Genomic DNA, 25,366 nt, shown 5'->3' on the forward strand with positions numbered 1-25,366 from the left:
AGCTAGTGAGCTAGTGACGATTCTTGGATATGATAGGCGCGATTTGCCGGCCGCCAGTGGCCCGCATTCTCACTTATTTTCCAGGTCCAGGCCATATCGCCGGTCGTCGCTCCCCTGGAGCCACCGGTGCCTTGAGCTTTTCCAACACAGTTAGTGGAGAGATCACCTTGGTAGAGTACGTAGTTTCCCTCGATAAGCTCGGCGTCCATGATGTGGAGCATGTGGGGGGCAAGAACGCATCCCTGGGCGAGATGATCAGCAACCTCGCCGGTGCCGGCGTATCGGTGCCAGGTGGCTTCGCCACGACCGCCCAGGCTTATCGTGATTTCCTGGAACTGAGTGGCCTGAACAAGCAGATCCACGATGCGCTCGATGCCCTGGACGTCGATGACGTCAATGCCCTGGCCAAGACCGGTGCCCAGATCCGCCAATGGATCATGGAAGCCGAGTTCCCCGAGAAACTGAACGCCGAGATCCGCACCGCTTTCGCCAAGCTGTCCGAAGGCAATCCCGACATCGCCGTCGCCGTGCGCTCCTCGGCCACTGCCGAAGACCTGCCGGATGCCTCCTTCGCCGGCCAGCAGGAAACCTTCCTGAACATCCGTGGCGTGGAAAACGTCATCCGTGCCGCCAAGGAAGTCTTCGCCTCCCTTTTCAACGACCGTGCCATTTCCTACCGTGTGCACCAGGGCTTCGACCACAAGCTGGTTGCCCTGTCCGCCGGTGTGCAGCGCATGGTCCGCTCCGAAACCGGCACCGCCGGCGTGATGTTTACCCTCGACACCGAGTCGGGCTTCCGTGACGTGGTGTTCATCACCGGCGCCTACGGCCTGGGTGAAACCGTCGTGCAGGGCGCCGTGAACCCGGACGAGTTCTATGTCCATAAAGGCACGCTGCAAGCCGGTCGTCCGGCCATCCTGCGCCGCAACCTGGGCAGCAAGGCCATCAAGATGGTCTACGGCGACGAAGCCAAGGCCGGTCGTTCGGTGAAGACCGTCGACGTCGACAAGGCCGAGCGCGCGCGTTTCTGCCTGACTGACGCTGAAGTCAGCGAACTGGCCAAGCAGGCGATGATCATCGAGCAGCACTACAAGTGCCCGATGGACATCGAGTGGGCCAAGGACGGTGACGACGGCAAGCTGTACATCGTGCAGGCCCGTCCGGAAACCGTGAAGAGCCGTACCCAGGCCAACGTCATGGAGCGCTACCTGCTCAAGGAAACCGGCACCGTGCTGGTGGAAGGTCGTGCCATCGGCCAGCGCATCGGCGCCGGCAAGGTGCGGATCATCAAGGACGTTTCGGAGATGGACAAGGTCCAGGCCGGCGACGTACTGGTCTCCGACATGACCGACCCGGACTGGGAACCGGTGATGAAGCGCGCCAGCGCCATCGTCACCAACCGCGGCGGGCGTACCTGCCACGCGGCGATCATCGCCCGTGAACTGGGGATCCCGGCAGTGGTCGGTTGCGGCAACGCCACCGAGCTGCTCAAGGACGGCCAGGGTGTGACCGTGTCCTGCGCCGAAGGCGATACCGGCTACATCTTCGAAGGCGAACTGGGCTTCGATATCAAGAAGAACTCCGTGGACGCCATGCCGGACCTGCCGTTCAAGATCATGATGAACGTCGGCAACCCGGACCGCGCCTTCGACTTCGCGCAACTGCCGAACGCCGGCGTGGGCCTGGCCCGCCTGGAGTTCATCATCAACCGCATGATCGGCGTGCACCCCAAGGCGCTGCTGAACTACGACGGCCTGCCGCAGGAAATCAAGGACAGCGTCGACAAGCGCATTGCCGGTTACAACGACCCGGTCGGTTTCTACGTCGAGAAGCTGGTGGAAGGCATCAGCACCCTGGCGGCGGCGTTCTGGCCGAAAAAGGTCATCGTGCGCCTGTCGGACTTCAAGTCCAACGAATACGCCAACCTGATCGGCGGCAAGCTCTACGAGCCGGAAGAAGAAAACCCGATGCTGGGCTTCCGCGGCGCTTCGCGCTACATCAGCGAGTCGTTCCGCGACTGCTTCGAACTCGAGTGCCGCGCCCTCAAGCGCGTGCGCAATGAGATGGGCCTGACCAACGTCGAAATCATGGTGCCGTTCGTCCGGACCCTGGGCGAAGCGAGCCAGGTCGTCGACCTGCTGGCGGAAAACGGCCTGGCTCGTGGCGACAATGGCCTGCGCGTGATCATGATGTGCGAGCTGCCGTCCAACGCGATCCTGGCTGAAGAATTCCTCGAGTTCTTCGACGGTTTCTCCATCGGTTCCAACGACCTGACCCAACTGACCCTGGGCCTGGATCGCGACTCCGGGATCATCGCGCACCTGTTCGACGAGCGGAACCCGGCGGTCAAGAAGCTGCTGGCCAATGCCATTGCCGCCTGCAACAAGGCAGGCAAGTACATCGGCATCTGCGGCCAGGGCCCTTCGGACCACCCGGACCTGGCCAAATGGCTGATGGAGCAGGGCATCGAAAGCGTTTCGTTGAATCCGGACTCCGTGCTGGAAACCTGGTTCTTCCTGGCTGAGGGTCAGGCTGCGGTCTGATCGAGTGAAGGGCCTGATCGACTAAAGCCCGTCAGTTAAATCGCAGAACCTGTGGGAGCGGGCTTGCTCGCGAAAACGGAGTGTCAGACAACGTCAATGTTGACTGTTCTACCGTCTTCGCGAGCAAGCCCGCTCCCACATCCGCCCTTTTTTTTGTGCAAGAGCATTATGCAAAGCAGCAGCAACCTCTTTCCTGTCGCCCTGATCAGCGCCGAGCTGCGCGGTGATCTGAGCGAAGACGTCTATCGTTTGAAACCCGGCAACAGCCCGGACTACAGCGTTGAGCTGGCCGTCACCCGCCTGGGCATGGCCGACGCCTGCGAAACCCGCGGGGTCCCGGTGATCTTGTTGCACGGCAGCTTTTCCAACCGGCGCTTCTGGTATTCACCCAAGGGCATGGGCCTGGGCGCGTACCTGGCACGCCTGGGGTTCGATGTCTGGATCCCCGAGATGCGCGGCCATGGGTTGTCCCAGCGCAACCAGGCCTATCGCAACAATCGCGTGGCTGACTACGCCCGCTACGACTTGCCGGCCATTGGCGCCTTCGTGCGTGAGCAGAGCGGGCAAGTGCCCCACTGGATCGGTCATTCCCTGGGTGGCATTACCCTGGCGGCCGCCTTGGGCGGCCACTACCTGGGTGAACCTGCGGTGGCGTCGGCGGCGTTTTTTGGTACCCAGGTCAGCCGCACCTACTGGCCGCTGAAGATTCCACCAGTGGAGTGGAGCGGCCGGTTCATCCTCAAGCGTTTTGCCCAATTGTCCGGCTCAAGGCTCAAGCGTGGCCCCGAGGACGAGCCCATCGGCCTGGCCTTGGAAAGCATGCGCTGGTACGGTCTGTTCGGGCGTTTCGGCGATGCCGAGAAGAACTGGTGGGCCGGGTTGGCCGATGTCCAGTTGCCGGTGTTGGCGGTGAGTGCCGCCGGCGATCACCAGGACCCGACCTGGGCATGTCGCAAACTCTTCGAACAGATCGGCTCCGAGCACAAGCAGTTTGTCTGCCTGGGCCGGGGACAGGGTTTCACCAATGACTTCGGTCACGTCGAGATGCTGGTCAGCAAGGCTGCGCATCTTGAGGTCTGGCCGCTGGTGGCACGTTGGCTCAAGGATCAGCAGGCACCCTTGCTGGCCGAACGGCCCCAGTTGGCCGAGGCGGTTTGAAGCGAAGGCTCTGACAAGGGCATTTCGCTCAGGTCTGCTTGCGGCTAAGATATGACGCTTCAAGCGGTTCCAGTCACAAACGGTTGCTCATTCAGTCTGACGTTCCAGCCTTTCAGGAGTTGTTCGATGAACCATTACCTCACGCCCGACCTGTGCGACGCCTACCCGGAACTGGTACAGGTGTTGGAGCCGATGTTCAGCAATTTCGGCGGTCGCGATTCCTTCGGCGGCGAAATCGTGACCATCAAGTGCTTCGAGGACAATTCGCGGGTCAAGGAGCAGGTTGAACTCAAGGGCAACGGCAAGGTGCTGGTCGTCGACGGTGGCGGCTCCCTGCGTCGGGCATTGCTGGGCGACATGCTGGCGGAAAAAGCCGCGAAAAACGGCTGGGAAGGGCTGGTGGTCTACGGTTGCATCCGCGACGTCGACATCATTGCCCAGACCGACCTCGGGGTTCAGGCCCTGGCCAGTCACCCGATGAAGACCGACCGGCGCGGCGTCGGCGAACTCAATGTGTCGGTGACCTTTGCCGGCGTGACGTTTCGCCCGGGCGAGTATGTCTATGCCGACAACAACGGTGTGATCGTCTCGCCAAGCCCGCTGAAAATGCCTGAATAAAGCAGCACGGCCATAAGGGATGAGGATGTTCGAGGAAGAAAACGCGCAATGGGGGCTGGTGCATGCCCTGGTGCTGGACGGTAAAGGCGGCGCGCGTTCCATAGCCCGGACCGAACTCGACGATTTGCAGTTGCAGGCCCATGAAAGCCTGTGGCTGCACTGGGATCGCAGTCATCCGCAGACCCACACCTGGCTGCGCAAATCCAGTGGCCTGAGCGAATTCAACTGCGACCTGCTGCTTGAAGAGAACACCCGGCCGCGGCTATTGCCGTTGCCCAATGCCGAGCTGCTGCTGTTCCTGCGGGGGATCAATCTCAACCCGGGGGCCGAGCCTGAAGACATGGTCTCGGTACGGATCTTTGCGTCCGCCCAGCGTGTCATTTCCCTGCGCCTGCGTCCGTTGCGCGCCACCGATGAGCTGTTGGCGCAACTGGCCGAGGGCAAAGGCCCGAAAACGGCGTCCGAACTGATCCTCTACATGGCGCAATACCTCACCAATAAGGTGCAGGACCTGGTCACCTGCCTGTGCGAAATCGTCGATGACGAGGAAGAAAAACTCGATACCGACGAACGGTATACTCCCGAGCACGACGCCATTTTGCACATCCGCCGACGGGCCGCCGGACTCAAGCGATTCCTGGCGCCACAGCGGGACATCTTCGGCCAAATGACGCGGCTCAAGTTGCCGTGGTTTTGCGACGATGACGGCGACTACTGGAACGAATTGAACAACAGCCTGACCCGTTACCTGGAGGAGCTGGAATTGACTCGGGAGCGTGTGGGGCTTGTGCTGGAGGCCGAAGACCGACGCCTTTCGGTGCGCATGAACCGTACCATGTACCGCTTCGGCATCGTCACCGGGATTTTCCTGCCCATGAGCTTTCTCACCGGCCTTCTGGGTATCAATGTCGGCGGCATTCCATTTTCCGCAAGCCCCTACGGTTTCATGGTCGCCTGCCTGCTGATGATTTGCGTGGCGCTGGGGCAGTGGTGGTTGTTCCGTCGTTTGCGCTGGGTGTGATGGGGTTTCATGTGACCCGACGAAATTTGATCGCGTCTTCCACAGACATCACGAGAGGTGCGTATGCACGATCCGTTTGAACAGTCTTTGCGCGACATGCTCAAGGCTTCGCCGTCCAGCCGGGACGACGATGCATGCCTGGGACGTGTACTGAAAACCGCCAACCGCCAGGTCGGCGCAGGCGATCTGTTCAGCCTGCTGGGCCGCTGGTTGCCCGCGCTGATGATCGCCCTGAATAACGGATCGGCCCATGTCTCGCCGGTTTCCCGCCGTAAACCTGTTACTCGCACCGCTGATAAGGCTGATTGAATATGGAACTTGATCTCTGGACCCAGAGCCTCGTCACGGCAATGACTGCGTTGTGGACCAAAATAGCTAACTTCATCCCGAACCTCTTCGGCGCGCTGGTAGTGCTGTTGCTGGGCTTTGTCGTGGCCAAGCTGCTGGACACGCTGCTGTCCAAGTTGCTAGCCAAGCTGGGCCTGGATCGCCTGATGGGCGGCACCGGCTTGACCAAGTTGCTGTCCCGAGGCGGCATCCAAGTGCCGATCTCGACCTTGGTCGGCAAGATCGTGTATTGGTTCGTACTGCTGATTTTCCTGGTTTCGGCAGCAGAATCCCTTGGCCTTGAGCGGGTTTCGGCTACGCTCGATATGCTTGCTCTGTATTTGCCGAAGGTTTTTGGTGCCGCGCTGGTGCTGCTGGTCGGCGTACTGCTGGCGCAACTGGCTAACGGGCTGGTGCGCGGCGCGGCCGAGGGCGTTGGGCTGGAATACGCCGCTGGCGTGGGGCGAATTGCCCAGGGCCTGGTGATCATCATCAGTATTTCGGTGGCGATCAGCCAGTTGGAGGTCAAGACTGACCTGCTCAACCACGTGATCGTGATCGTTTTGATTACCGTTGGTCTGGCGGTTGCGCTGGCAATGGGGTTGGGAAGTCGGGAAATCGCCGGCCAGATCCTGGCGGGAATCTATGTGCGTGAATTGTATGAGGTTGGGCAACAAGTGCGTGTTGGCGAGGTCGAAGGCCAGATCGAAGAGATTGGCACGGTAAAGACCACATTGCTGACCGAGGAGGGCGAGTTGGTGTCGCTTTCCAATCGGATCCTGCTGGAACAGCATGTGAGTAGCCGCTAACCCGGCAAACCCTGCTAATGTATGCCGCCGCAAAATGCCCGATACTGCAGGCTGCGGCGCACATTGACCTAGACTGTCGGCCCGACTTGTTTTGAACAAACCCCAATCGCTATCCACGCGCTACGACCCCCGTGATCTCTCTGATGAGGAGTTGGTCGCGCGCGCGCATACGGAGCTGTTTCACGTAACGCGTGCCTATGAAGAGTTGATGCGTCGTTACCAGAGAACTTTATTTAACGTTTGTGCGCGTTATCTGGGGAACGATCGTGATGCTGACGATGTCTGTCAGGAGGTGATGTTGAAGGTGCTGTATGGCCTGAAGAACTTCGAGGGGAAATCGAAGTTTAAAACATGGCTTTATAGCATCACGTACAACGAATGCATCACGCAGTATCGCAAGGAACGACGAAAGCGTCGCTTGATGGACGCGTTGAGCCTGGACCCTCTGGAAGAAGCGTCTGAAGAAAAGGCGCCCAAGCCCGAGGAGAAGGGTGGACTTGATCGCTGGCTGGTTCATGTGAACCCGATCGATCGGGAAATTCTGGTGCTACGATTTGTCGCAGAGCTGGAATTCCAAGAGATCGCAGACATAATGCATATGGGTTTGAGCGCGACAAAGATGCGTTACAAGCGTGCTCTTGACAAATTACGTGAGAAATTTGCAGGTATTGCTGAAACTTAGTTTGGCGCAAATATCTCTTACGTGTAGGCAAGTTCTGATAGACTTGCCGCCGAGTTGTCCCCCGGTTTGCGGGACTGCTTCACAATCACCAGATGGGGATTTAACGGATGAAACTGAAAAACACCTTGGGCTTTGCCATTGGTTCTTTGATTGCTGCCACTTCGTTCGGCGCTCTGGCACAAGGCCAAGGCGCAGTTGAAATCGAAGGCTTTGCCAAGAAAGAAATGTTCGACAGCGCTCGTGATTTCAAGAACAACGGCAACCTGTTCGGCGGTTCGGTCGGTTACTTCCTGACCGACGACGTTGAACTGCGTCTGGCCTACGACGAAGTCCACAACGCACGTACCGATGATGGCACCAACGTCAAGGGCGCCAACACCGCTCTGGACGCTCTGTACCACTTCAACAACCCAGGCGACATGCTGCGTCCTTACGTCTCTGCCGGTTTCTCGGACCAGAGCATCGACCAGAATGGCAGCAACGGTCGTAACCGTTCTACCTTTGCCAACGTTGGTGGCGGCGCCAAGCTGTATTTCACTGACAACTTCTATGCCCGTGCCGGCGTTGAAGCTCAGTACAACATCGACCAGGGCGACACCGAGTGGGCGCCTAGCGTCGGTATCGGTGTGAACTTCGGTGGCGGCTCCAAGCCTGCTGCTGCTCCAGTTCCAGCTCCAGCTGAAGTCTGCTCCGACAGCGACAACGATGGCGTGTGCGACAACGTCGACAAGTGCCCTGACACCCCAGCCAACGTAACCGTTGACGCTGATGGCTGCCCAGCTGTTGCTGAAGTCGTACGTGTTGAGCTGGACGTGAAGTTCGACTTCGACAAGTCGGTCGTTAAAGAAAACAGCTACGGCGACATCAAGAACCTGGCTGACTTCATGAAGCAGTACCCATCCACCAGCACCACTGTTGAAGGTCACACTGACTCCGTCGGTCCTGACGCTTACAACCAGAAGCTGTCTGAGCGTCGTGCAAACGCCGTTAAGCAAGTTCTGACCAACCAGTACGGTGTTGAATCGTCCCGCGTTCAGTCTGTTGGCTACGGCGAATCCCGCCCAGTTGCTGACAACGCCACTGAAGCTGGTCGTGCAGTTAACCGTCGCGTAGAAGCGCAGGTTGAAGCCCAAGCTAAGTAATTAGCCCACAGCTTTGGAAGAGCCCGGCCTAGGCCGGGCTTTTCTTTGACTGGGATTTATGAAAGCCAGGGGGGAAATAGTTTTCGGTGGCGGTTTGATTGGGTGCATATCCATTGCTGCGCGATGGCGGTCTGACGGCATGACCGGGTACATATCCATTGCTGCGGTAACGGCTACTTAGGGTTCCGCCCTTACGGCGGCTCACTTTTTTTCAGACGCCAAAAAAAGTAAGCAAAAAAGGCTTGCCCCACCACTCGGTGCCTCGCTTAGGCTCGGCATGCCCTCACTCCGGCATTGCTCCGTGGCCCACTGCGCAATGCCTGCGTTCGGCCAGCGTGGTTAACGGGGCGCCCCCAGATCAAGATCAAAAGCGAGGCGGCCTAACAGCCGGCCTGGCTCTCCCGGTCGTACACCCATCCGATCTGTGGGAGCAAAGCTTGCTCGCGAGGCGGCCTAACAGCCGGCCTGGTTCTCCCGGTCGAACTCAGATCCCATTGTGGGAGCGAGCTTGCTCGCGATTGCTGTGTGTCAGTCACCATCCAGGCTGCTGATACACCGCAATCGCAAGCAGGCTCGCTCCCACATTGGTAGGGGATCTATGTCAGAGGGCTGAAACCTGGCCCCAGGCAGACGGGGTGGCGGCCAGTTCGGCCGCACCGGCCACCGCGCCAATCACCAGGATCGCCGGGCTCTTGAGTTGAAAGGCGCTGGCATCGCCTTCCATCGAGGCCAAGTCGCTACGGCAGTCACGTTGATGGGGCAGGGACGCGTTTTCGATCATGGCCACGGGCGTATCCGCCGCCAGGCCACCGGCCAGCAGCTGCTCACGGATCTCGCTCAGTTTCGCCACGCCCATGTACACCACCAGCGTCGTGCCGCTTTGCGCCAAGGCTTGCCAGTTCAGGCTGCTGCCGTCCTGGGTGTGGGCCGTCACCAGCGTCACGCCCCGGGCGATCCCGCGCAGGGTCAGTGGGATATCGCACTGGGTCGCCCCCGCGAGGCCGGCGGTGATGCCATTGACCATCTCCACTTCGACACCCTGCTCGCGCAGCCACTGCGCCTCTTCACCGCCGCGGCCGAAGATGCACGGGTCGCCGCCCTTGAGACGTACGACGCATTTGCCCTGGCGGGCATAACGCAGCATCAGGCGATGGATAAAGGCCTGGGGTGTGGAGCGGCAGCCGCCGCGCTTGCCCACGGCAATGATGCGCGCATCGGGGCAATGTTCCAGCACTGCGGCGTTGACCAGATCGTCGATCAACACCACGTCGGCCTCGCCCAGGGCGCGCACGGCTTTGAGGGTCATCAATTCAGGGTCACCGGGACCTGCACCCACCAGCCAGACTTTTGCGTTCATAGTGTTTTCCTCACGAGATAGCCGCCAGCGGTTGCGCAGTGGCAACCAGCAGGCGCTTGATTTCCGGTACGCAGGAGCCGCATTGCGTGCCACAGCCCAGTTCCTGTTTGAGCCCCTGCAAGTCCAGGCCCCGTTCAATGCCTGCGCAGATCGCACGCTGGCTGACGTTCATGCAGTTGCACAGCGTTTTGCTGCCACCCGTTGCGGCGCCGACATTGCCCGGTGGCGCGCTCAAAGGCGCCAGCAGCCAGCGCCGCAGTTGTTCATCGGCACGACCTTCCAGCCACAGGCTCTGCAGCCAGTGCCGGGCCAGGGTTTCTCCGGCCAGGCGAATGGCGGTGATGCGGCCGTTTTCGATGCGCACCCGCTTACCGATGGAGCGACGCGGATCGTCATAGGCCAGCACCGGCCCATCGATCAGGCCCAATTGTTCGTCGATGGCCTGGAGCAGCTGCGGTTGGGGCGCGATGGCGCTGGCTGCGCGAATCAGCAGCGCGGGACGCTCACGGCCAGTCAGGCTCAGGCTGACGTAGGAAAACGCCTCGCACAGGGGGCGCAGGGCCTCCAGATGCTGTTGAACATCGCCTTCGATCAAGGCGAAAAGCTGCCAAGGCAGGTCCACCGGCTCCAGGCGCACGCCGCTGTGCTTGAGTTCCGGTTGTTTCGACAAGGGGTCGAAGGCCGGTTGCGTCAGGGTATTCACGCCGCCCTTGAGGAACCGGTCGCCCCAGTGCATGGGCAGGAACGCCTGGCCGGGACGCACGCTGTCGTCGCTGTCCACGGCGACGATCACGCTGCCGCGACGGCTCTTGAGGTTGACCAGGTCGCCCGCTTGCAGGCGATGGCGTTGCAGTTCGTCGGGGTGCAGGCTGAGCACCGCTTCGTTCACATGACCGAACAACTGCGCGGCGGTACCGGTACGGCTCATGCCGTGCCACTGGTCACGCAAGCGGCCGGTGTTCAGGGTCAAGGGATAGCGGGCGTCACGCAGTTCCTTGGCGGCGCGATAGGGGTCGGCGACAAACCGCGCCCGACCGCTGTCGGTAGGAAAAATCCCGTCCACGTACAGGCGCGCCGTCCCGACCGTGGCGCCGTCCGGGAAGGGCCATTGCTGAGGGCCGAGTTCATCGATCAGGGCATGGCTGATACCCGACAAGTCCAGGTCGCGACCACGAGTCAGCTGTTTGTATTCATCGAACAGTTGGGCCGGGCTTTCAAAGGCGAACAAGCTGGGTTGGCCCGGGCGCAGGCGTTTTTCCAGGCGTTGTGCGAAATCCACGGTAATCGCCCAGTCCGCTCGTGCTTCACCCGGTGCGTTAATTGCCCGACGGACGTGGGAAATGCGCCGCTCGGAGTTGGTCACCGAGCCTTCTTTTTCGCCCCAACTGGCCGCTGGCAGTAGCAGGTCGGCAAAGGCGGCGGTTTCGGTGGTCCGGAACGCCTCCTGCAACACCACGAATGGACAAGCTTGCAGGGCTTCACGCACCGCGGTCTGGTCCGGCATCGATTGGGCTGGGTTGGTGCAGGCGATCCACAGGGCCTTGATCTTGCCGCTGCGAACCTGCTCGAACAGCTCGATGGCGCTCAAGCCAGTGGAGGCGGGCAGTTGCTCGACGCCCCAGTAGTGGGCGACTTCGGCACGATGCTCCGGGTTGGCGGCTTCGCGATGGCCCGGCAGCAGGTTCGACAGGCTGCCGGTTTCCCGTCCGCCCATGGCGTTGGGTTGACCGGTCAGCGAGAACGGCCCCGCACCTGGACGGCCGATCTGCCCGGTGGCCAGGTGCAGGTTGATCAGGGCGCTGTTTTTCGCGCTACCGGCGGTGGACTGGTTCAAACCCATGCACCACAACGACAGGAAGCTTGGCGAGGTGCCGACCCATTCGGCGCACTGATGCAGGTGTTCGACGCTGATGCCGCACAACTGGGCGACCATGGTCGGGGTGTAGTCGCGTACCAGGTTCTTCAGTTCCGCCAGACCTTCGGTGTGGGCCTTGATGAAGTCACGGTCGACCCAGTCTTCCCACAGCAGCAAGTGCAAAATTCCATGGAACAAGGCGACATCGGTGCCCGGCAGGATCGCCAGGTGCAGGTCTGCCAGGTCGCAAGTGTCGGTGCGCCGGGGGTCGATGACGATGATTTTCATCTGCGGCCGGCGGGATTTGGCTTCTTCCAGGCGGCGAAAGAGGATGGGATGGGCGTAGGCCATGTTACTGCCGACGATCATCACGCAGTCGCTCAACTCCAGGTCTTCATAGCTGCAGGGCGGGGCGTCGGCACCGAGACTGCGCTTGTAGCCCACCACGGCGGAGGACATGCACAGCCGCGAATTGCTGTCGATGTTATTGGTGCCCACCAATGCCCGGGCCAGCTTGTTGAAGGCGTAGTAATCCTCGGTCAGCAATTGGCCGGAGATGTAGAACGCCACGCTGTCCGGGCCGTGCTCGGCGATGGTCTCGGCGAAGACGCTGGCGGCGTGATCCAGGGCGCTGTCCCAGTCGGTGCGGGCTCGGGCCAGGCCTTTGCCCAGGCGCAGTTCGGGGTACAGGGCGCGGGCGGCGAGGTCGCCGGTCAGGTGCAGGGTGGAGCCCTTGCTGCACAGTTTGCCGAAGTTGGCCGGATGGGCGGGATCGCCGCTGACGCCGAGGATGCGCTCGCCGTCATGCTCGATCAGGACGCCGCAACCGACCCCGCAATAACAGCAGGTCGAGGCAGTGATCTGGCGGTTCATCAGCTTGCGTCCCGCAGGGCCAACTGGACCCGGCCGTTTTCGACCCGGGCCGAATGATGATGGGCGCAGCCCACGTCCGGGGCCTGGGCCTGGCCGGTTTCCAGGTCGATCTGCCAGTTGTGCAGTGGGCAGGCTACGCGTTTGCCGTAGACCAACCCTTGGGACAACGGGCCGCCCTTGTGCGGGCAACGGTCATCGAGGGCGAACACTTCATCGTCACTGGTACGAAAAATCGCGATATCGCCTTTCGGGCCGTTGATGATGCGCGAACCCAGGATATTGATGTCTTCCAGTGCGCAGATATCCAGCCAGTTCATGCCGGCACCTCCAGGTTTTTCACGGGGATGACCTCAAACTCTTTCTTCAGCTGGGGTTGCTCCAGGCGTTGTTTCCACGGGTCTTGTTCCAGCGACAGGGAGAACTTCAACCGCTCATGAAGCGCTTTGCGCCGCGTCGGGTCTTCAAGCACGGCTTTCTTGATGTGCTCCATGCCGACCCGCTGCATGTAATGCACGGTGCGTTCGAGGTAGAAGGCTTCCTCGCGGTACAGCTGCAGGAAGGCGCCGTTGTATTCACGCACTTGTTCGGCAGTCTTGAGCTTGACGAAAAACTCGGCCACCTCGGTCTTGATCCCGCCGTTGCCGCCGATGTACATCTCCCACCCGGAATCGACGCCGATAATGCCGACGTCCTTGATGCCCGCTTCCGAACAGTTGCGTGGGCAACCGGAGACGGCCAGCTTGACCTTGTGCGGCGACCACATGTTGAACAGGTCGTGCTCCAGCTCGATGCCCAGTTGGGTGGAGTTCTGCGTACCGAAGCGGCAAAACTCGCTGCCCACACAGGTCTTCACGGTGCGGATGGACTTGCCGTAGGCGTGGCCGGACGGCATGTCGAGGTCTTTCCACACGCCGGGCAGGTCCTGCTTCTTGATTCCCAGCAAATCGATGCGTTGGCCGCCGGTAACCTTGACCATGGGCACGTTGTATTTGTCGGCCACGTCGGCGATGCGCCGCAGCTCCGAAGGGTTGGTCACGCCACCCCACATCCGTGGGACGACCGAGTAGGTGCCGTCTTTCTGGATGTTGGCGTGGGCACGTTCGTTGATCAGGCGCGACTGAGGATCGTCGTGGGCTTCGCCAGGCCAGGTGGAAATCAGGTAGTAGTTCAACGCCGGGCGGCAGGTGGCGCAGCCGTTGGGGGTGCGCCAGTTCAGGTAGCTCATGGCCCCGGCGATGGTCAGCAAATGCTGGTCGCGGATCGCCTGGCGGATCTGGCCATGGTTGAGGTCGCTGCAACCGCAGATGGCTTTTTCGCTTTTCGGTTTGACGTCTGCCGCACCGCCGACGGTGTTGATCAGGATCTGCTCCACCAGGCCGGCGCAGGAGCCGCAGGAACTGGCAGCCTTGGTGTGTTTTTTCACGTCATCGACGCTGAACAGCCCGTGTTCCTGGATCGCCTTGACGATGGTGCTCTTGCACACGCCGTTGCAGCCGCAGACTTCGGCAGTGTCGGCCATGCTCATGGCTTTGTCCTGGCCCTGATGACCTACGTCTCCAAGAGCGTTTTCCCCGAACATCAAGTGATCGCGGATCTCGCTGATGCCATGGTTCTCACGGATCTGGCGGAAATACCAGCCGCCATCCGCCGTATCGCCGTACAGGCAGGCACCCACGAGCACGTCGTCCTTGATCACCAGCTTTTTGTAGACGCCGCCGATGGGGTCGGAAAGGGTGATGGTCTCGGTGCCTTCGCCGCCCATGAAGTCGCCGGCAGAGAACAGGTCGATGCCGGTGACTTTCAACTTGGTCGACGTGACCGAGCCCTTGTAAGTGGCGAAGCCCAGTTGCGCGAGGTGGTTGGCGCAGACCTTGGCCTGTTCGAACAACGGCGCCACCAGGCCGTAGGCGGTGCCGCGGTGGCTGGCGCATTCACCGATGGCGTAGATGCGTGGGTCGTAGGTTTGCATCGTGTCGTTGACCAGGATCCCGCGGTTGCACGGGATGCCGGATTTTTCCGCCAGTTCGGTATTGGGACGGATGCCGGCGGCCATCACCACCAGGTCGGCGGGGATGATGTCGCCGTTCTTGAACTGCACCGAGCCGACCCGGCCATTGCCGGCGTCGTGCAACGCCTGGGTCTGTTCGCTGAGGCGGAACTTCAGGCCACGGTTTTCCAGGGCGGTCTGCAACAGTTGGCCGCTGGTCTTGTCCAGTTGCCGTTCCAGCAGCCATTCGCCCAGGTGCACCACGGTCACGTCCATGCCCCGCAGCTTCAGGCCGTTGGCCGCTTCCAGGCCGAGCAGGCCGCCGCCGATCACCACGGCGTGCTTGTGGGTCTTGGCGGTATTGATCATCGCCTGGGTGTCGGCGATGTCGCGGTAGCCGATCACGCCTTCCAGGGTGTTGCCGGGGATCGGCAGGATGAAGGGCGTGGAGCCGGTGGCGATCAGCAGACGGTCGTATTCGGCCTCGCTGCCGTCTTCGGCGATGACCCGGCGCTTGACCCGGTCGATTTCCACCACTTTACGGTTGAGCAGCAGCTTGATGTTGTTGTCCAGGTACCAGCTCAGGTCGTTGAGCACGATCTCTTCGAACGTCTGCTCGCCGGCCAGCACCGGCGAGAGCAGGATGCGGTTGTAGTTGGTGTGGGGCTCGGCGCCGAACACTGTGATGTCGTATAGCTCGTTGCTCAGCTTGAGCAGCTCCTCGAGGGTTCGAACCCCGGCCATGCCGTTGCCGATCATCACCAGTTTGAGTTTCTTCATCAGGGTTCTCCGCAAGCGCATGTCCGTTTCATCACGGCGATCGGACTGGCTCGGTCATTTTTACGAAAACAAAAAAAGGCGTCCCGCTAGCAAGCTAGCGAGGACGCCTTTGTCCTGGTCCCGTTCTCTCGGGAAGCACCGCCTTCATCGTTGGAGGCGTTGCCTTATGTCTGTTGAAAGGGATTATGCAGTGGTTGTGCCAACTGGCTCGAAGGTGCGGATTTATTGCTCGGCGGGCTGGTTGAGCGAATCGGGGAGGGATTTATTGCACCGAATCAAAGCGTGTTGCCCGGTAATGGAGCGTGGGGGCGGTGGATGTGGAGTGACAGGCAAGCCGCTATCGCGAGCAAGCTTTGCTCCCACAGCGGATCCCTTGTGGCAGCAAATCCTCTGTGGCAGCAAAACCTCCTGTGGAAGCAAATCCTCTGTGGCAGCAAAACCTCCTGTGGAAGCAAATCCTCTGTGGCAGCAAAACCTCCTGTGGAAGCAAATCCTCTGTGGCAGCAAAACCTCCTATGGAAGCAGATTCCTGTGGGAGCAAAGCTTGCTCGCGATGGGAGCGACCGGATCTCAGCTATGAAACACCAGGAACAACAGCACAACATTCACCACCAACGACACCAGTGCCAACGTCCGCCAAACCTTCAGCGGCTCTCTTTCCAGCAACGGCCTGGGCCTGACGCTCAAGCTGCGGCGTTCGCCCTGTTCCAGCAGCAACAGCCATTCCTCGGCGGTTTCAAAACGTTGTTGCGGATCGGCCGCGACGGCGCGCTCCAGGCTTAGCCCGAGCCACTCGGGCAGGTCCGGTCGATAGCGGCTGGCATTGACCGGCACGCCAAAGCGCGGGCGTTGGAAGGCTTCGATTTCGCCGTAGGGATAATGCCCGGTCAGCAGGAAATACAAGGTTACGCCGACGGCATACAGATCCTGCTGCGCCGTGGGTGCGGTGCCGGCGAAGGCTTCCGGGGCAATATAGCTGGGTGTGCCGGGCAAGACGTTGGCCTGATCCTCAGACAGCCCCGGGCAGTACGCCAGGCCGAAATCCAGCAGGCGCAGCTCCCCGTCGTCGCCCAAGTGCAGGTTTTCCGGCTTGATGTCGCGGTGATAGATCTGCCTTCGATGCAACAGGCCCACCGCCCGCACCAGCCGTTGCGCCAAGTCCAACCATTGAGCCAAGGGCAGCGGCCCGCCCTGGTTGAACAGCTCGGCCAGGGTCGCACCCGGATATTCCCGCATCACGTAGTACAAATGCTGGCGCTGGGGAGCGCCATGGACCTCGGGAAATTGCCGCCCCGCGACGCGCTTGAGAAACCATTCTTCCGAGAGCAAGGCCTGTCCGGCCCGGGTGTCGTCCCGTAGATGCATGGGCAGGGTTTTCAGCAGCCAAGGTTGGCCCTGGCCGTCATGTACCCGGTAGAGCAACGATTGCTGGCTGTGGCCGAGCAGGCTTTCGACCTGCCAACCCTCGAAGACCTGGCCCGGTTTCAGCGCTGGCGGCAGGGGCCATTGCTGCAACTGGATCAGGGCATCGCCGATGCTCGCTTCACCCACGGCATCGACCCGCACCAGCAAGGCGCTGGCGTTGTCTTGGCTACCGGCCAGGTGCGCGGCGTTGACCAGTGTCTGTGCGGCCAGGTCCAGGTCCGGTTGGTCGCGCAAGATGCCGGCGATGGCTGTGTCTCCCAGGACCGCCCAGACGCCATCGCTAAGCAGTACGAAGGTTTCGTCGGTACGCAATTCGCCATCGAGGAAGTCCAGGATCAGGTGTTGATCCAGGCCCAGGGCGCGCTTGAGCACATGTTGCATGCCTTGCTGTTCCCAGACGTGATCCTCACTGATCCGTTGCAGGTGATCGGCATGCCAGCGGTAGACACGGCAATCACCGACATGCGCGAGGGTGAAGCGCCGGCCCCGCAGGACCAGGGCGCTGACAGTGGTGAGCAGCGGTTGCCCGCCACCGTTGGCTTGCAGCCAGCGGTTCTGGGCCAGCAACAGCCGGTCCAGTGCCTGGGCCACGCCCCAGGTTTGCGGCGTGGAATAGTAATCCAGGGCCAGCGCCTGCAAGGTCGAGCGGGCCGCCAATCCGCCATCGGCGCACTGGCTCACGCCGTCGGCGATGGCGAACAGGTAACCCTTGCTGGCGGCCAGGGCCGGGGCGGGGGTGACCAGGCGCAGGGCGTCCTGGTTTTCTTCCCGCGGGCCGATGGCACTGGCCTCGGCGAAACTCAGTTGCAGGCTCATGGTTACAGGTTATACCCGAGCAGCGGTGACAGCGGCCGAACCCCAAGTGGTTCTCCAGCGACGCTTGACGCCGTGCAGGCCAAACCAGGCCAGGACACCGAGGCTGGCAAACAACCACAGGGCCAGTTGATAGCTGCCGGTGCTCTGCTTGATCGCACCCATGCCCGCCGCCAGGGCGAAGCCGCCGATACCGCCGGCCATGCCGATCAATCCGGTCATCACGCCGATCTCGCGACGGAAGCGTTGTGGCACCAGTTGGAACACCGCGCCGTTGCCCGCACCCAAACCGAGCATGGTGCAGACGAACAGGGCCAGGGCCGCGTAGGAACTCGGCAGGTTGAAGCCCACTGCGGCGATGCAGACGGCCGCTACGGTGTACATGCCCAGCAAGGTGCGGATGCCGCCGAAACGGTCTGCCAGGGCACCGCCCAAGGGACGCATCAGGCTGCCCCCGAAGACGCAGGCGGCGGTGTAGTAGCCGGCGGTGACCGGGCTCAGGCCGTATTGGTCGTTGAAATAGCCGGGCAGGGCGCTGGCCAGGCCGATGAAACCGCCGAAGGTCACGCTGTAGAAAAACATGAACCACCAGCTGTCACGATCGCCCAGGGCCTTGAGGTAGTCGGCCATGGATTTGGCTTTCGGCCGCTCGGGGGCGTTCTTGGCCAGCCAGGTGAAGAGCACCAGGGTCAGCACCAGTGGAATCAGCGCGAAGCCGAACACGTTGGTCCAGCCGAAGGTCACGGCCATGACCGGCGCGATCAACGCAGCCAGCACGGTGCCCGAGTTACCGGCGCCAGCAATGCCCATGGCCTTGCCTTGGTGCTGTGGCGGATACCACTGGGACGCCAGCGGCAGGGCCACGGCGAACGATGCGCCGGCCACACCGAGGAACAGGCCGAGCAGCAGGGCTTGTTCGTAGCTGTGGATGCCCAGTTTCCAGGCGCAGAACAGCGCGCTGATCACGATCACCTGGCCCACCATGCCGGCGGCCTTTGGCGAAATTCGATCGGCCAGCAGGCCCATGAACAAGCGCAGCACGGCGCCGGCCAGGATCGGCGTCGCCACCATCAGGCCGCGTTGCTGGGTGGTCAGGTGCAGGTCAGCGGAGATCTGTACCGCCAGAGGACCGAGCAGGTACCAGACCATGAAACTCAGGTCGAAGTAGAGGAAGGCCGCGAACAGTGTCGGGGTATGGCCGGATTTCCAGAAGCTTGAATTCATCGCGCACCTCAGCTGTAAAAGTCTCGAGAAATGAGTCAGTGCTTTTGAGCAGTGCGCCGCCTGTGGTCGCACCACCGGCCCCGAAGGGCCAAAACAAAAAAACGCCGCAACCCGGATCGCCAGAGAGGCAAGGAGGGTGTGCGACGTCTTTGTCGTAGGTGGGGCAACCGCCGTTGGTTACCTGTGGGTTTGCTTAAGCGAGATCTGTGCCAACAAGGGGGACTATCGCGAGCCAGGCGCTACAAGGCGTTCAGCCCAGCAGCTCATTCATGGCAATGATCTGCTCCGCCACCTGGATCAGCTTCTGCTGGCGGCTCATGGCCTGGCGCCGCATCAGGGTGTAGGCCTGTTCCTCGTTGCATTCCTTCATCTTCATCAGCATGCCCTTGGCCAGTTCGATGCGCTTGCGTTCGGCCAGTTGCTGGTCCCGGGCCAGGAGTTGGGCGCGCAGGGCCTGGTCGCTTTCGAAGCGGGCCATGGCCACGTCGAGGATCGGTTGCAGGCGCGCGGCGTGGATGCCTTCGACGATGTAGGCGCTGACGCCCGACTTGATCGCCTGGCGCATCACATTGGGGTCGTGCTCGTCGGTAAACATGACGATCGGTCGTGGCTGGTCGCGACTGACCAGTACCACTTGCTCCATCACATCGCGCCCGGGTGACTCGGTATCGATCAGGATCACGTCCGGACGCACCGTTTCGACGCGCGCCGGCAGGTCGATGGTCAGGCCGGATTCGTCGATCACTTCGAATCCGGCTTCCATCAGGGCGGCCTTGAGGCGACCGACTTTTTTCGCGGTGTCGTTGATCAGCAGGATACGCAGCATGGTCGTGGGCTCCTGTCAGCGGCTGGCGAGAAGGGGAGCCGCATCGCTCAAGGCGTGCAGTTTGAAGCTGCGGGCGTACCCGGCCGGATCCGAGCCGTCCCAGGTGATGCCGTCGATCAGCTGGCTGCTGCGCATGTCCTGGCGCGGGGACGCGATGTCCAGCGCCGCGCAGGCTTCGCGGTACAGCTTGAGCTGCTGGACGTCCTGGGCCACGGCCAGGTAATCCGGGTCTTCGCGCAGCAGGCCCCAGCGGCGGAACTGGGTCATGAACCACATGCCGTCGGACAGGTACGGCAGGTTCACCTCGCCGTTGCCATGAAAGCGCATGGCGTGGGGATCCTGCCAGCTGTTGCCCAAGCCGTCGGCATAAATTCCCAGCAGGCGCGGCTCGATGCAGTCCAGCGGGGCGTCGAGGTATTCAGGCGCAGTCAACAGTTGCGCGGTGCTGCGACGGTTTTCGTTGCTTTGTTCGATGAAGCGGCTGGCTTCGAGGATCGCCATCACCAGGGCCCGGGCGGTATTGGGGTATTGCTCGACGAACGCGCGGGTGCAACCCAGGACTTTTTCCGGGTGATCGGGCCAGATGGTCTGGGTAGTCGCCAGGGTGAAGCCCAGGTTCTGCTTCACTGCGCTGGCGCACCAGGGCTCGCCGACGCAAAACCCGTCGATACGCCCGGCTTGCAGGTGCGCGATCATTTGCGGCGGAGGCACGACCACGCTGTCGACGTCCGACAACGGGTGGATGCCCTGGGCGGCAAGCCAGTAATAGAGCCACATGGCGTGGGTGCCGGTGGGGAAGGTCTGGGCGAAGGTCAGTTTCGGGCGAGTTTGGTGCACATGCCGTTCCAGTGCTTCAGGACTGGTCACGCCCTGGGCCTGCAAGCCATGGGACAGGTTGATGCTCTGGCCGTTCTGGTTCAGCCCCATCAGCACGGCCATGTCGCTTGCCGCGACCCCGCCGATGCCCAGGTGCACTGCGTAGATCAGCCCATACAGGCTGTGGGCGGCATCGATTTCGCCGCTGACCAGCTTGTCGCGCAGGTTGGCCCAGGACGCCTGGCGCTTGAGGTTCAGGGTCAGGCCGTAGGGCTGAGCGAAGCCCTGGGTGGCGGCGACCACCACCGGGGCACAGTCGCTCAAGGCCATGAAACCGAGGTTGACCGCGCTCTTTTCCGGGGCATCGCTGCCGTTGACCCAGGCCAGGGGGTTGGCTGGAACTTCATTCATCGGTATCACCTTCCGCAAAAAAAAGCGCCGTGTCCGGGCCCAGGAGACCGGACGACGACGCCGTTGTCCCTTAAAACAGTGTGGCACTCATTCCGTCGCTGGCATGGGCGCTGATGACCAAAAGGGTGCAAGGCATATGCCAGCGCTATCGTTTTGTGCGGGCGCCTCGCTTGAGCCGCCGTTGCCCGGCTATAATCGCCGCCTCATTTCGTCGCCCGAGTCAAAGCCGCCCATGTACACCCTGGCCCGTGAACTGCTGTTCAAACTCTCCCCGGAAACCTCCCACGACCTGTCCCTGGATCTGATTGGCGCCGGCGGACGCCTGGGCCTCAATGGATTGCTGTGCAAGGCCCCGGCAAAATTGCCGGTGACGGTCATGGGCCTGGAGTTCCCCAACCCGGTCGGGTTGGCGGCAGGCCTGGACAAGAATGGCGCGGCCATCGACGGGTTCGCCCAGTTGGGTTTCGGTTTCGTGGAAATCGGCACCGTCACCCCTCGACCGCAGCCGGGCAACCCCAAGCCACGGCTTTTCCGCCTGCCGCAAGCCGAGGCGATCATCAACCGCATGGGGTTCAACAACCTGGGCGTCGATCATCTGCTGGCCCGTGTGGCTGCGGCCAAGTACAAGGGCGTGCTGGGCATCAACATCGGCAAGAATTTCGACACGCCGGTGGAGCGCGCCGTCGACGACTACCTGATCTGCCTGGACAAGGTCTACGCCCACGCCAGCTACGTGACTGTCAACGTCAGCTCCCCCAACACCCCGGGGCTGCGCAGCCTGCAATTCGGTGATTCGCTCAAGCAACTGCTGGCCGACCTGGCCCGGCGTCGTGCAGAACTGGCGTTGATTCACGGCCGGCACGTGCCGCTGGCGATCAAGATCGCCCCGGACATGACCGACGAAGAGACCACCCAGGTAGCCCTGGCCCTGATCGAGACGGGCATGGACGCGGTAATCGCCACCAACACGACCCTGGGTCGTGAAGGGGTCGAAGGGCTGGAATACGGTGACGAGGCGGGCGGCTTGTCTGGCGCGCCAGTGCGTGACAAGAGCACCCACACGGTGAAGGTGCTGGCCGCTGAACTGGCGGGGCGCTTACCGATCATCGCCGCAGGCGGGATTACCGAAGGCCGCCACGCCGCCGAGAAGATCACCGCAGGGGCGAGCCTGGTGCAGATTTATTCGGGCTTTATCTACAAGGGGCCGGCGTTGATTCGTGAGTCGGTGGATGCCATTGCGGCGTTGGGTTGATCCAGGCGCGGCCGGCTCTATGGTGGCAAGCAGGTTTTTTGTGGGAGTAAACCTTGGTGGGAGCAAAGCTTGCTCGCGATGCAGGCGCCTCGGTTCCAGGTAGACCGCGTTGTCTTCATCGCGGGCAAGCCTTGCTCCCACAGAAGGATGAGTTAGCCCACAAGAGTGTTTGCAGTTCAGGCATGCAGAGCGCTCATGAAACCCAGGCATTAAAAAGGGCTCCTCGAAGGAGCCCCCTGGGCCGTAGCCCGCCGTCCGGATGGGACGTGCGTGGTTAAATCGATATGGGTGTCAAATTTATCGGGTTCTTGAGTATTAAGCCCTGTGTCAGCCGACGGCGTGAAGTTCGTTGAGTCTATGGATACCCGCAGTGCCGGTCATACCGTCCCAGTTGTCGCCGCGTCCTTCTCGCCAGCCATTGATCCAGGCTTGACGTACCGACGGTAGAGTAAAGGGGCAAAGCTCACGGGATTTACCACCAACGCCATATTGGTAACCACGTAAAAATGCTCTTTCCAACGGATCACGCTTAAGTCTTCTCATAGGGTGTTGCCCTCACTTGTTGACTGTTACTTAGCGTCGACCTCTATCGAGGTCGGGGCAGAGTCATTCTGCCGTTGGTGGCTCGTTGCCGGCGTGACGAGCCGAGGTGTTGACGCCGTTGTGACGTCAACCTGTGTTGAGTTCTAACCAAAGCGTCACATGGATGGAATGATCGTTTTGTCATAAGCGCGTAACAATAAAGATGTTAGGGCGATAAGTAACTTGATGTTCGTTGACCGCTTTTGAGCAAGACCCCTGTATGATCGGCCCTGCGCCGAAAGGGGGAGGTCTGGTTCGGATGAGAATGTCCTCCCGTTGCACTCGGGTACTATTCGACGAAAGGGTCGAGTTTTCACAATTTGTTGCACAGAATTTTTTATCTACCTTCGCCTCTAAGCTCTTTTAACCTGAGCGGCGAGGGTGGTGCGGCACACTTTCGTGCCACGCGGGTGCTCTTGAGAAAAGCACCTGATTGAACCCGGCCCGGCAATGCGTTGCCCGGTCCACTTAGCCAAAGGCTCTGGAAATCCCATGTCCGATCGTTTCGAACTCTTCCTCACTTGCCCCAAGGGCCTCGAAGGCCTGCTCGTCGAGGAAGCCGTCGGGCTTGGCCTTGAAGAAGCGCGCGAGCACACCTCGGCCGTGCGCGGCATGGCCGACATGGAAACGGCGTATCGCCTGTGCCTGTGGTCGCGCCTGGCCAACCGCGTGTTGCTGGTACTCAAGCGCTTCCCGATGAAGGACGCCGAAGACCTGTACCACGGCGTGCTGGATGTCGACTGGCAAGACCACATGCTGGCCGATGGCACCCTGGCCGTGGAGTTCAGCGGCCACGGTTCGGGCATCGACAACACCCATTTCGGCGCCTTGAAGGTCAAGGACGCCATCGTCGACAAGCTGCGCACGCCATCGGGCGAGCGGCCGTCCATCGACAAGCTCAATCCGGACCTGCGCATTCACCTGCGCCTGGACCGCGGCGAAGCGATCCTTTCCCTCGACCTCTCCGGCCACAGCCTGCACCAGCGCGGTTATCGCCTGCAGCAAGGCGCCGCGCCGCTGAAGGAAAACCTCGCTGCCGCGATCCTGATCCGCGCCGGTTGGCCGCGCATTGCCGCTGAAGGCGGGGCACTGGCCGACCCGATGTGCGGTGTGGGCACGTTCCTGGTGGAAGCCGGGATGATTGCCGCCGACATGGCACCGAACCTGCGTCGCCAGCAGTGGGGCTTCACCGCCTGGCTCGGCCACGTGCCGGCACTGTGGAAGAAACTCCACGAAGAGGCCACTGCCCGCGCCGCCGCCGGCCTGGCCAAGCCGCCGTTGTGGATTCGTGGCTACGAAGCTGACCCACGGCTGATCCAGCCGGGCCGCAACAACGTCGAACGTGCCGGCCTGAGCGAGTGGATCAAGATCTATCAAGGCGAGGTCGCCACCTTCGAGCCGCGTCCGGACCAGAACCAGAAGGGCTTGGTGATCTGCAACCCACCGTACGGCGAGCGTCTGGGCGATGAGGCCAGCCTGCTTTACCTCTACCAGAACCTGGGCGAGCGTCTGCGCCAGGCGTGCTTGAACTGGGAGGCGGCTGTGTTCACCGGTGCGCCGGACCTGGGCAAGCGCATGGGCATTCGCAGCCACAAGCAGTATTCGTTCTGGAACGGCGCCTTGCCGTGCAAATTGCTGCTGATCAAGGTGTTGCCGGATCAATTCGTCACTGGTGAGCGTCGCACCCCGGAACAGCGCCAGGCCGAGCGTGAGCAGGCCGCCTACGATCAAGCCCCTGAAGTACCGCAAGAGCGCCAGTACAACAAGAACGGCAACCCGATCAAGCCAGCACCGGCGCCGGCCCCTGTGGTCGAGCAGGCGCGGTTGAGCGAAGGTGGGCAGATGTTCGCCAATCGCCTGCAAAAAAACCTCAAGCTGCTGAGTAAGTGGGCCAAGCGTGAAGGCATTGACTGTTATCGGGTCTACGACGCCGACATGCCGGAATATTCCATGGCCATCGACCTGTACCACGACTGGGTGCACGTCCAGGAATACGTCGCGCCGAAGTCCATCGACCCGGAAAAAGCCTCGGCCCGGTTGTTCGACGCCCTGGCGGCGATTCCCCAGGCGCTGAACGTGGACAAGAGCCGCGTGGTGATCAAGCGTCGCGAGCGCCAGAGCGGCACCAAGCAGTACGAGCGCCAGAGCGCCCAGGGCAAGTTCACCGAGGTCAACGAAGGTGGCGTGAAGCTGCTGGTCAACCTTACTGATTACCTGGACACCGGGCTCTTTCTCGACCATCGGCCAATGCGCCTGCGGATCCAGAAAGAGGCCGCCGGCAAGCGTTTCCTCAACCTGTTCTGCTACACCGCGACCGCCAGCGTCCACGCCGCCAAGGGCGGGGCGCGCAGTACCACCAGCGTCGACCTGTCCAAGACCTACCTGGACTGGGCGCGGCGCAACCTGTCGCTCAATGGTTTTTCCGACAAGAACCGCCTGGAGCAGGGCGATGTGATGGCCTGGCTTGAAGCCAGTCGTGACGAGTACGACCTGATCTTCATCGACCCGCCGACTTTCTCCAACTCCAAGCGCATGGAAGGCGTGTTCGACGTGCAGCGCGACCACGTGCAGTTGCTGGACCTGGCCATGGCGCGCCTGGCGCCAGGCGGCGTGCTGTATTTCTCCAACAACTTCCGCAAGTTCCAGCTCGAGGACAATCTCGGCGAGCGCTACTCGGTGGAGGAGATCACGGCCAAGACCATTGATCCGGATTTTGCGCGTAACAATAAGATCCACCGTGCCTGGAAGATCACGGCCCGTTGACCTGTAGCTGATTGGATCCACGAAGCCTTGTAATTCAAGGCTTGCGGCCTCGTTTGGGGACTGGTCAAAGTGATGGCTAATAGCTATAACTTAGGCTGTGTC

Annotated in this window: 19 protein-coding genes; 10 read left to right on the top strand and 9 right to left on the bottom strand. The window is 61.5% G+C overall.

Annotated elements, in window-relative coordinates:
• The first annotated feature begins 167 nt into the window (after positions 1 to 167).
• The 8 genes from ppsA to AC09SL_RS01340 all read left to right on the top strand — a co-directional run bounded on the left by ppsA (position 168) and on the right by AC09SL_RS01340 (position 8,300).
• Entirely contained in the window at positions 168 to 2,543 is a 2,376-nt protein-coding gene (ppsA, locus tag AC09SL_RS01305; RefSeq protein WP_064106901.1) for a phosphoenolpyruvate synthase, read from the top strand.
• Positions 2,544 to 2,711: 168 nt separating this feature from the next.
• Positions 2,712 to 3,701 carry an alpha/beta fold hydrolase gene (locus AC09SL_RS01310; protein WP_064106902.1) on the top strand — a complete coding sequence of 330 codons (990 nt, stop codon included), beginning with the start codon at positions 2,712 to 2,714 and terminating at the stop codon, positions 3,699 to 3,701.
• 126 nt (positions 3,702 to 3,827) lie between these two features.
• Positions 3,828 to 4,319 carry a ribonuclease E activity regulator RraA gene (rraA, locus tag AC09SL_RS01315; RefSeq protein ID WP_058542372.1) on the top strand — a complete coding sequence of 164 codons (492 nt, stop codon included), beginning with the start codon at positions 3,828 to 3,830 and terminating at the stop codon, positions 4,317 to 4,319.
• 25 nt (positions 4,320 to 4,344) lie between these two features.
• Entirely contained in the window at positions 4,345 to 5,340 is a 996-nt protein-coding gene (locus tag AC09SL_RS01320; RefSeq protein ID WP_058542371.1) for a zinc transporter ZntB, read from the top strand.
• 63 nt (positions 5,341 to 5,403) lie between these two features.
• A complete protein-coding gene (locus AC09SL_RS01325) occupies positions 5,404 to 5,649 on the top strand; it encodes a hypothetical protein (RefSeq protein WP_014337331.1) in 246 nt (81 codons plus the stop codon).
• Positions 5,650 to 5,651: 2 nt separating this feature from the next.
• Positions 5,652 to 6,476: a mechanosensitive ion channel family protein gene (locus AC09SL_RS01330; RefSeq protein WP_058542370.1), complete on the top strand. Its 825-nt coding sequence runs from the start codon at positions 5,652 to 5,654 to the stop codon at positions 6,474 to 6,476.
• A gap of 91 nt (positions 6,477 to 6,567) precedes the next feature.
• Positions 6,568 to 7,158 (top strand): RNA polymerase sigma factor SigX, encoded by a 591-nt coding sequence (gene sigX / locus AC09SL_RS01335; RefSeq protein ID WP_042729583.1) that lies wholly within the window; start codon positions 6,568 to 6,570, stop codon positions 7,156 to 7,158.
• 107 nt (positions 7,159 to 7,265) lie between these two features.
• Positions 7,266 to 8,300 (top strand): OmpA family protein, encoded by a 1,035-nt coding sequence (locus tag AC09SL_RS01340; protein WP_058542369.1) that lies wholly within the window; start codon positions 7,266 to 7,268, stop codon positions 8,298 to 8,300.
• A 601-nt stretch (positions 8,301 to 8,901) separates the two neighbouring features.
• Here the strand turns inward: AC09SL_RS01340 and cobA are convergent.
• The 8 genes from cobA to AC09SL_RS01380 form a co-directional block, all read right to left on the bottom strand.
• On the bottom strand, positions 8,902 to 9,657 hold the full coding sequence (cobA, locus tag AC09SL_RS01345; RefSeq protein ID WP_058542368.1) for a uroporphyrinogen-III C-methyltransferase: 756 nt from the start codon (positions 9,655 to 9,657) through the stop codon (positions 8,902 to 8,904).
• A gap of 10 nt (positions 9,658 to 9,667) precedes the next feature.
• Positions 9,668 to 12,385 carry a nitrate reductase gene (locus AC09SL_RS01350; RefSeq protein ID WP_064106903.1) on the bottom strand — a complete coding sequence of 906 codons (2,718 nt, stop codon included), beginning with the start codon at positions 12,383 to 12,385 and terminating at the stop codon, positions 9,668 to 9,670.
• Positions 12,385 to 12,702, bottom strand: coding sequence for a nitrite reductase small subunit NirD (gene nirD, locus AC09SL_RS01355; protein ID WP_058544713.1), 318 nt, complete (start codon positions 12,700 to 12,702; stop codon positions 12,385 to 12,387). Before nirD ends, AC09SL_RS01350 begins: the two co-directional genes overlap by 1 nt.
• Positions 12,699 to 15,152, bottom strand: coding sequence for a nitrite reductase large subunit NirB (gene nirB, locus AC09SL_RS01360; RefSeq protein WP_058544714.1), 2,454 nt, complete (start codon positions 15,150 to 15,152; stop codon positions 12,699 to 12,701). Before nirB ends, nirD begins: the two co-directional genes overlap by 4 nt.
• A gap of 570 nt (positions 15,153 to 15,722) precedes the next feature.
• The gene (locus AC09SL_RS01365; protein WP_058544716.1) at positions 15,723 to 17,393 is read right to left on the bottom strand and encodes a bifunctional protein-serine/threonine kinase/phosphatase; all 1,671 of its coding nucleotides are present in this window, start codon (positions 17,391 to 17,393) and stop codon (positions 15,723 to 15,725) included.
• A 9-nt stretch (positions 17,394 to 17,402) separates the two neighbouring features.
• Complete coding sequence (locus AC09SL_RS01370) at positions 17,403 to 18,614, bottom strand: nitrate/nitrite transporter (protein WP_058544717.1); 1,212 nt, start codon at positions 18,612 to 18,614, stop codon at positions 17,403 to 17,405.
• A 250-nt stretch (positions 18,615 to 18,864) separates the two neighbouring features.
• A complete protein-coding gene (locus tag AC09SL_RS01375) occupies positions 18,865 to 19,440 on the bottom strand; it encodes an ANTAR domain-containing response regulator (protein ID WP_058544718.1) in 576 nt (191 codons plus the stop codon).
• A gap of 15 nt (positions 19,441 to 19,455) precedes the next feature.
• The gene (locus AC09SL_RS01380) at positions 19,456 to 20,667 is read right to left on the bottom strand and encodes a CmpA/NrtA family ABC transporter substrate-binding protein (RefSeq protein WP_058544719.1); all 1,212 of its coding nucleotides are present in this window, start codon (positions 20,665 to 20,667) and stop codon (positions 19,456 to 19,458) included.
• A gap of 232 nt (positions 20,668 to 20,899) precedes the next feature.
• Between AC09SL_RS01380 and AC09SL_RS01385 the strand changes: the two genes are divergently transcribed.
• On the top strand, positions 20,900 to 21,919 hold the full coding sequence (locus AC09SL_RS01385) for a quinone-dependent dihydroorotate dehydrogenase (RefSeq protein WP_058544720.1): 1,020 nt from the start codon (positions 20,900 to 20,902) through the stop codon (positions 21,917 to 21,919).
• Between the two features lie 327 nt (positions 21,920 to 22,246).
• Here AC09SL_RS01385 and rmf read toward each other — a convergent pair whose 3' ends face one another.
• A complete protein-coding gene (rmf, locus tag AC09SL_RS01390; RefSeq protein WP_003223300.1) occupies positions 22,247 to 22,462 on the bottom strand; it encodes a ribosome modulation factor in 216 nt (71 codons plus the stop codon).
• A 531-nt stretch (positions 22,463 to 22,993) separates the two neighbouring features.
• Between rmf and rlmKL the strand changes: the two genes are divergently transcribed.
• The gene (gene rlmKL, locus AC09SL_RS01395) at positions 22,994 to 25,264 is read left to right on the top strand and encodes a bifunctional 23S rRNA (guanine(2069)-N(7))-methyltransferase RlmK/23S rRNA (guanine(2445)-N(2))-methyltransferase RlmL (protein WP_058544721.1); all 2,271 of its coding nucleotides are present in this window, start codon (positions 22,994 to 22,996) and stop codon (positions 25,262 to 25,264) included.
• The last annotated feature ends 102 nt before the right edge of the window (positions 25,265 to 25,366 follow it).

This window comes from Pseudomonas sp. PF05 (genome assembly GCF_056521845.1).

Excerpts from the sequence above, each read along its gene's own strand:
- AC09SL_RS01310 (WP_064106902.1), top strand. The coding sequence starts at position 2,712 with ATGCAAAGCAGCAGCAACCTCTTTCCTGTCGCCCTGATCAGCGCCGAG.
- rraA (WP_058542372.1), top strand. The coding sequence starts at position 3,828 with ATGAACCATTACCTCACGCCCGACCTGTGCGACGCCTACCCGGAACTG.
- AC09SL_RS01320 (WP_058542371.1), top strand. The coding sequence starts at position 4,345 with ATGTTCGAGGAAGAAAACGCGCAATGGGGGCTGGTGCATGCCCTGGTG.
- AC09SL_RS01325 (WP_014337331.1), top strand. The coding sequence starts at position 5,404 with ATGCACGATCCGTTTGAACAGTCTTTGCGCGACATGCTCAAGGCTTCG.
- AC09SL_RS01330 (WP_058542370.1), top strand. The coding sequence starts at position 5,652 with ATGGAACTTGATCTCTGGACCCAGAGCCTCGTCACGGCAATGACTGCG.
- AC09SL_RS01340 (WP_058542369.1), top strand. The coding sequence starts at position 7,266 with ATGAAACTGAAAAACACCTTGGGCTTTGCCATTGGTTCTTTGATTGCT.
- cobA (WP_058542368.1), bottom strand. The coding sequence starts at position 9,657 with ATGAACGCAAAAGTCTGGCTGGTGGGTGCAGGTCCCGGTGACCCTGAA.
- AC09SL_RS01350 (WP_064106903.1), bottom strand. The coding sequence starts at position 12,385 with ATGAACCGCCAGATCACTGCCTCGACCTGCTGTTATTGCGGGGTCGGT.
- nirD (WP_058544713.1), bottom strand. The coding sequence starts at position 12,702 with ATGAACTGGCTGGATATCTGCGCACTGGAAGACATCAATATCCTGGGT.
- nirB (WP_058544714.1), bottom strand. The coding sequence starts at position 15,152 with ATGAAGAAACTCAAACTGGTGATGATCGGCAACGGCATGGCCGGGGTT.
- AC09SL_RS01365 (WP_058544716.1), bottom strand. The coding sequence starts at position 17,393 with ATGAGCCTGCAACTGAGTTTCGCCGAGGCCAGTGCCATCGGCCCGCGG.
- AC09SL_RS01370 (WP_058544717.1), bottom strand. The coding sequence starts at position 18,614 with ATGAATTCAAGCTTCTGGAAATCCGGCCATACCCCGACACTGTTCGCG.
- AC09SL_RS01375 (WP_058544718.1), bottom strand. The coding sequence starts at position 19,440 with ATGCTGCGTATCCTGCTGATCAACGACACCGCGAAAAAAGTCGGTCGC.
- AC09SL_RS01380 (WP_058544719.1), bottom strand. The coding sequence starts at position 20,667 with ATGAATGAAGTTCCAGCCAACCCCCTGGCCTGGGTCAACGGCAGCGAT.
- AC09SL_RS01385 (WP_058544720.1), top strand. The coding sequence starts at position 20,900 with ATGTACACCCTGGCCCGTGAACTGCTGTTCAAACTCTCCCCGGAAACC.
- rmf (WP_003223300.1), bottom strand. The coding sequence starts at position 22,462 with ATGAGAAGACTTAAGCGTGATCCGTTGGAAAGAGCATTTTTACGTGGT.
- rlmKL (WP_058544721.1), top strand. The coding sequence starts at position 22,994 with ATGTCCGATCGTTTCGAACTCTTCCTCACTTGCCCCAAGGGCCTCGAA.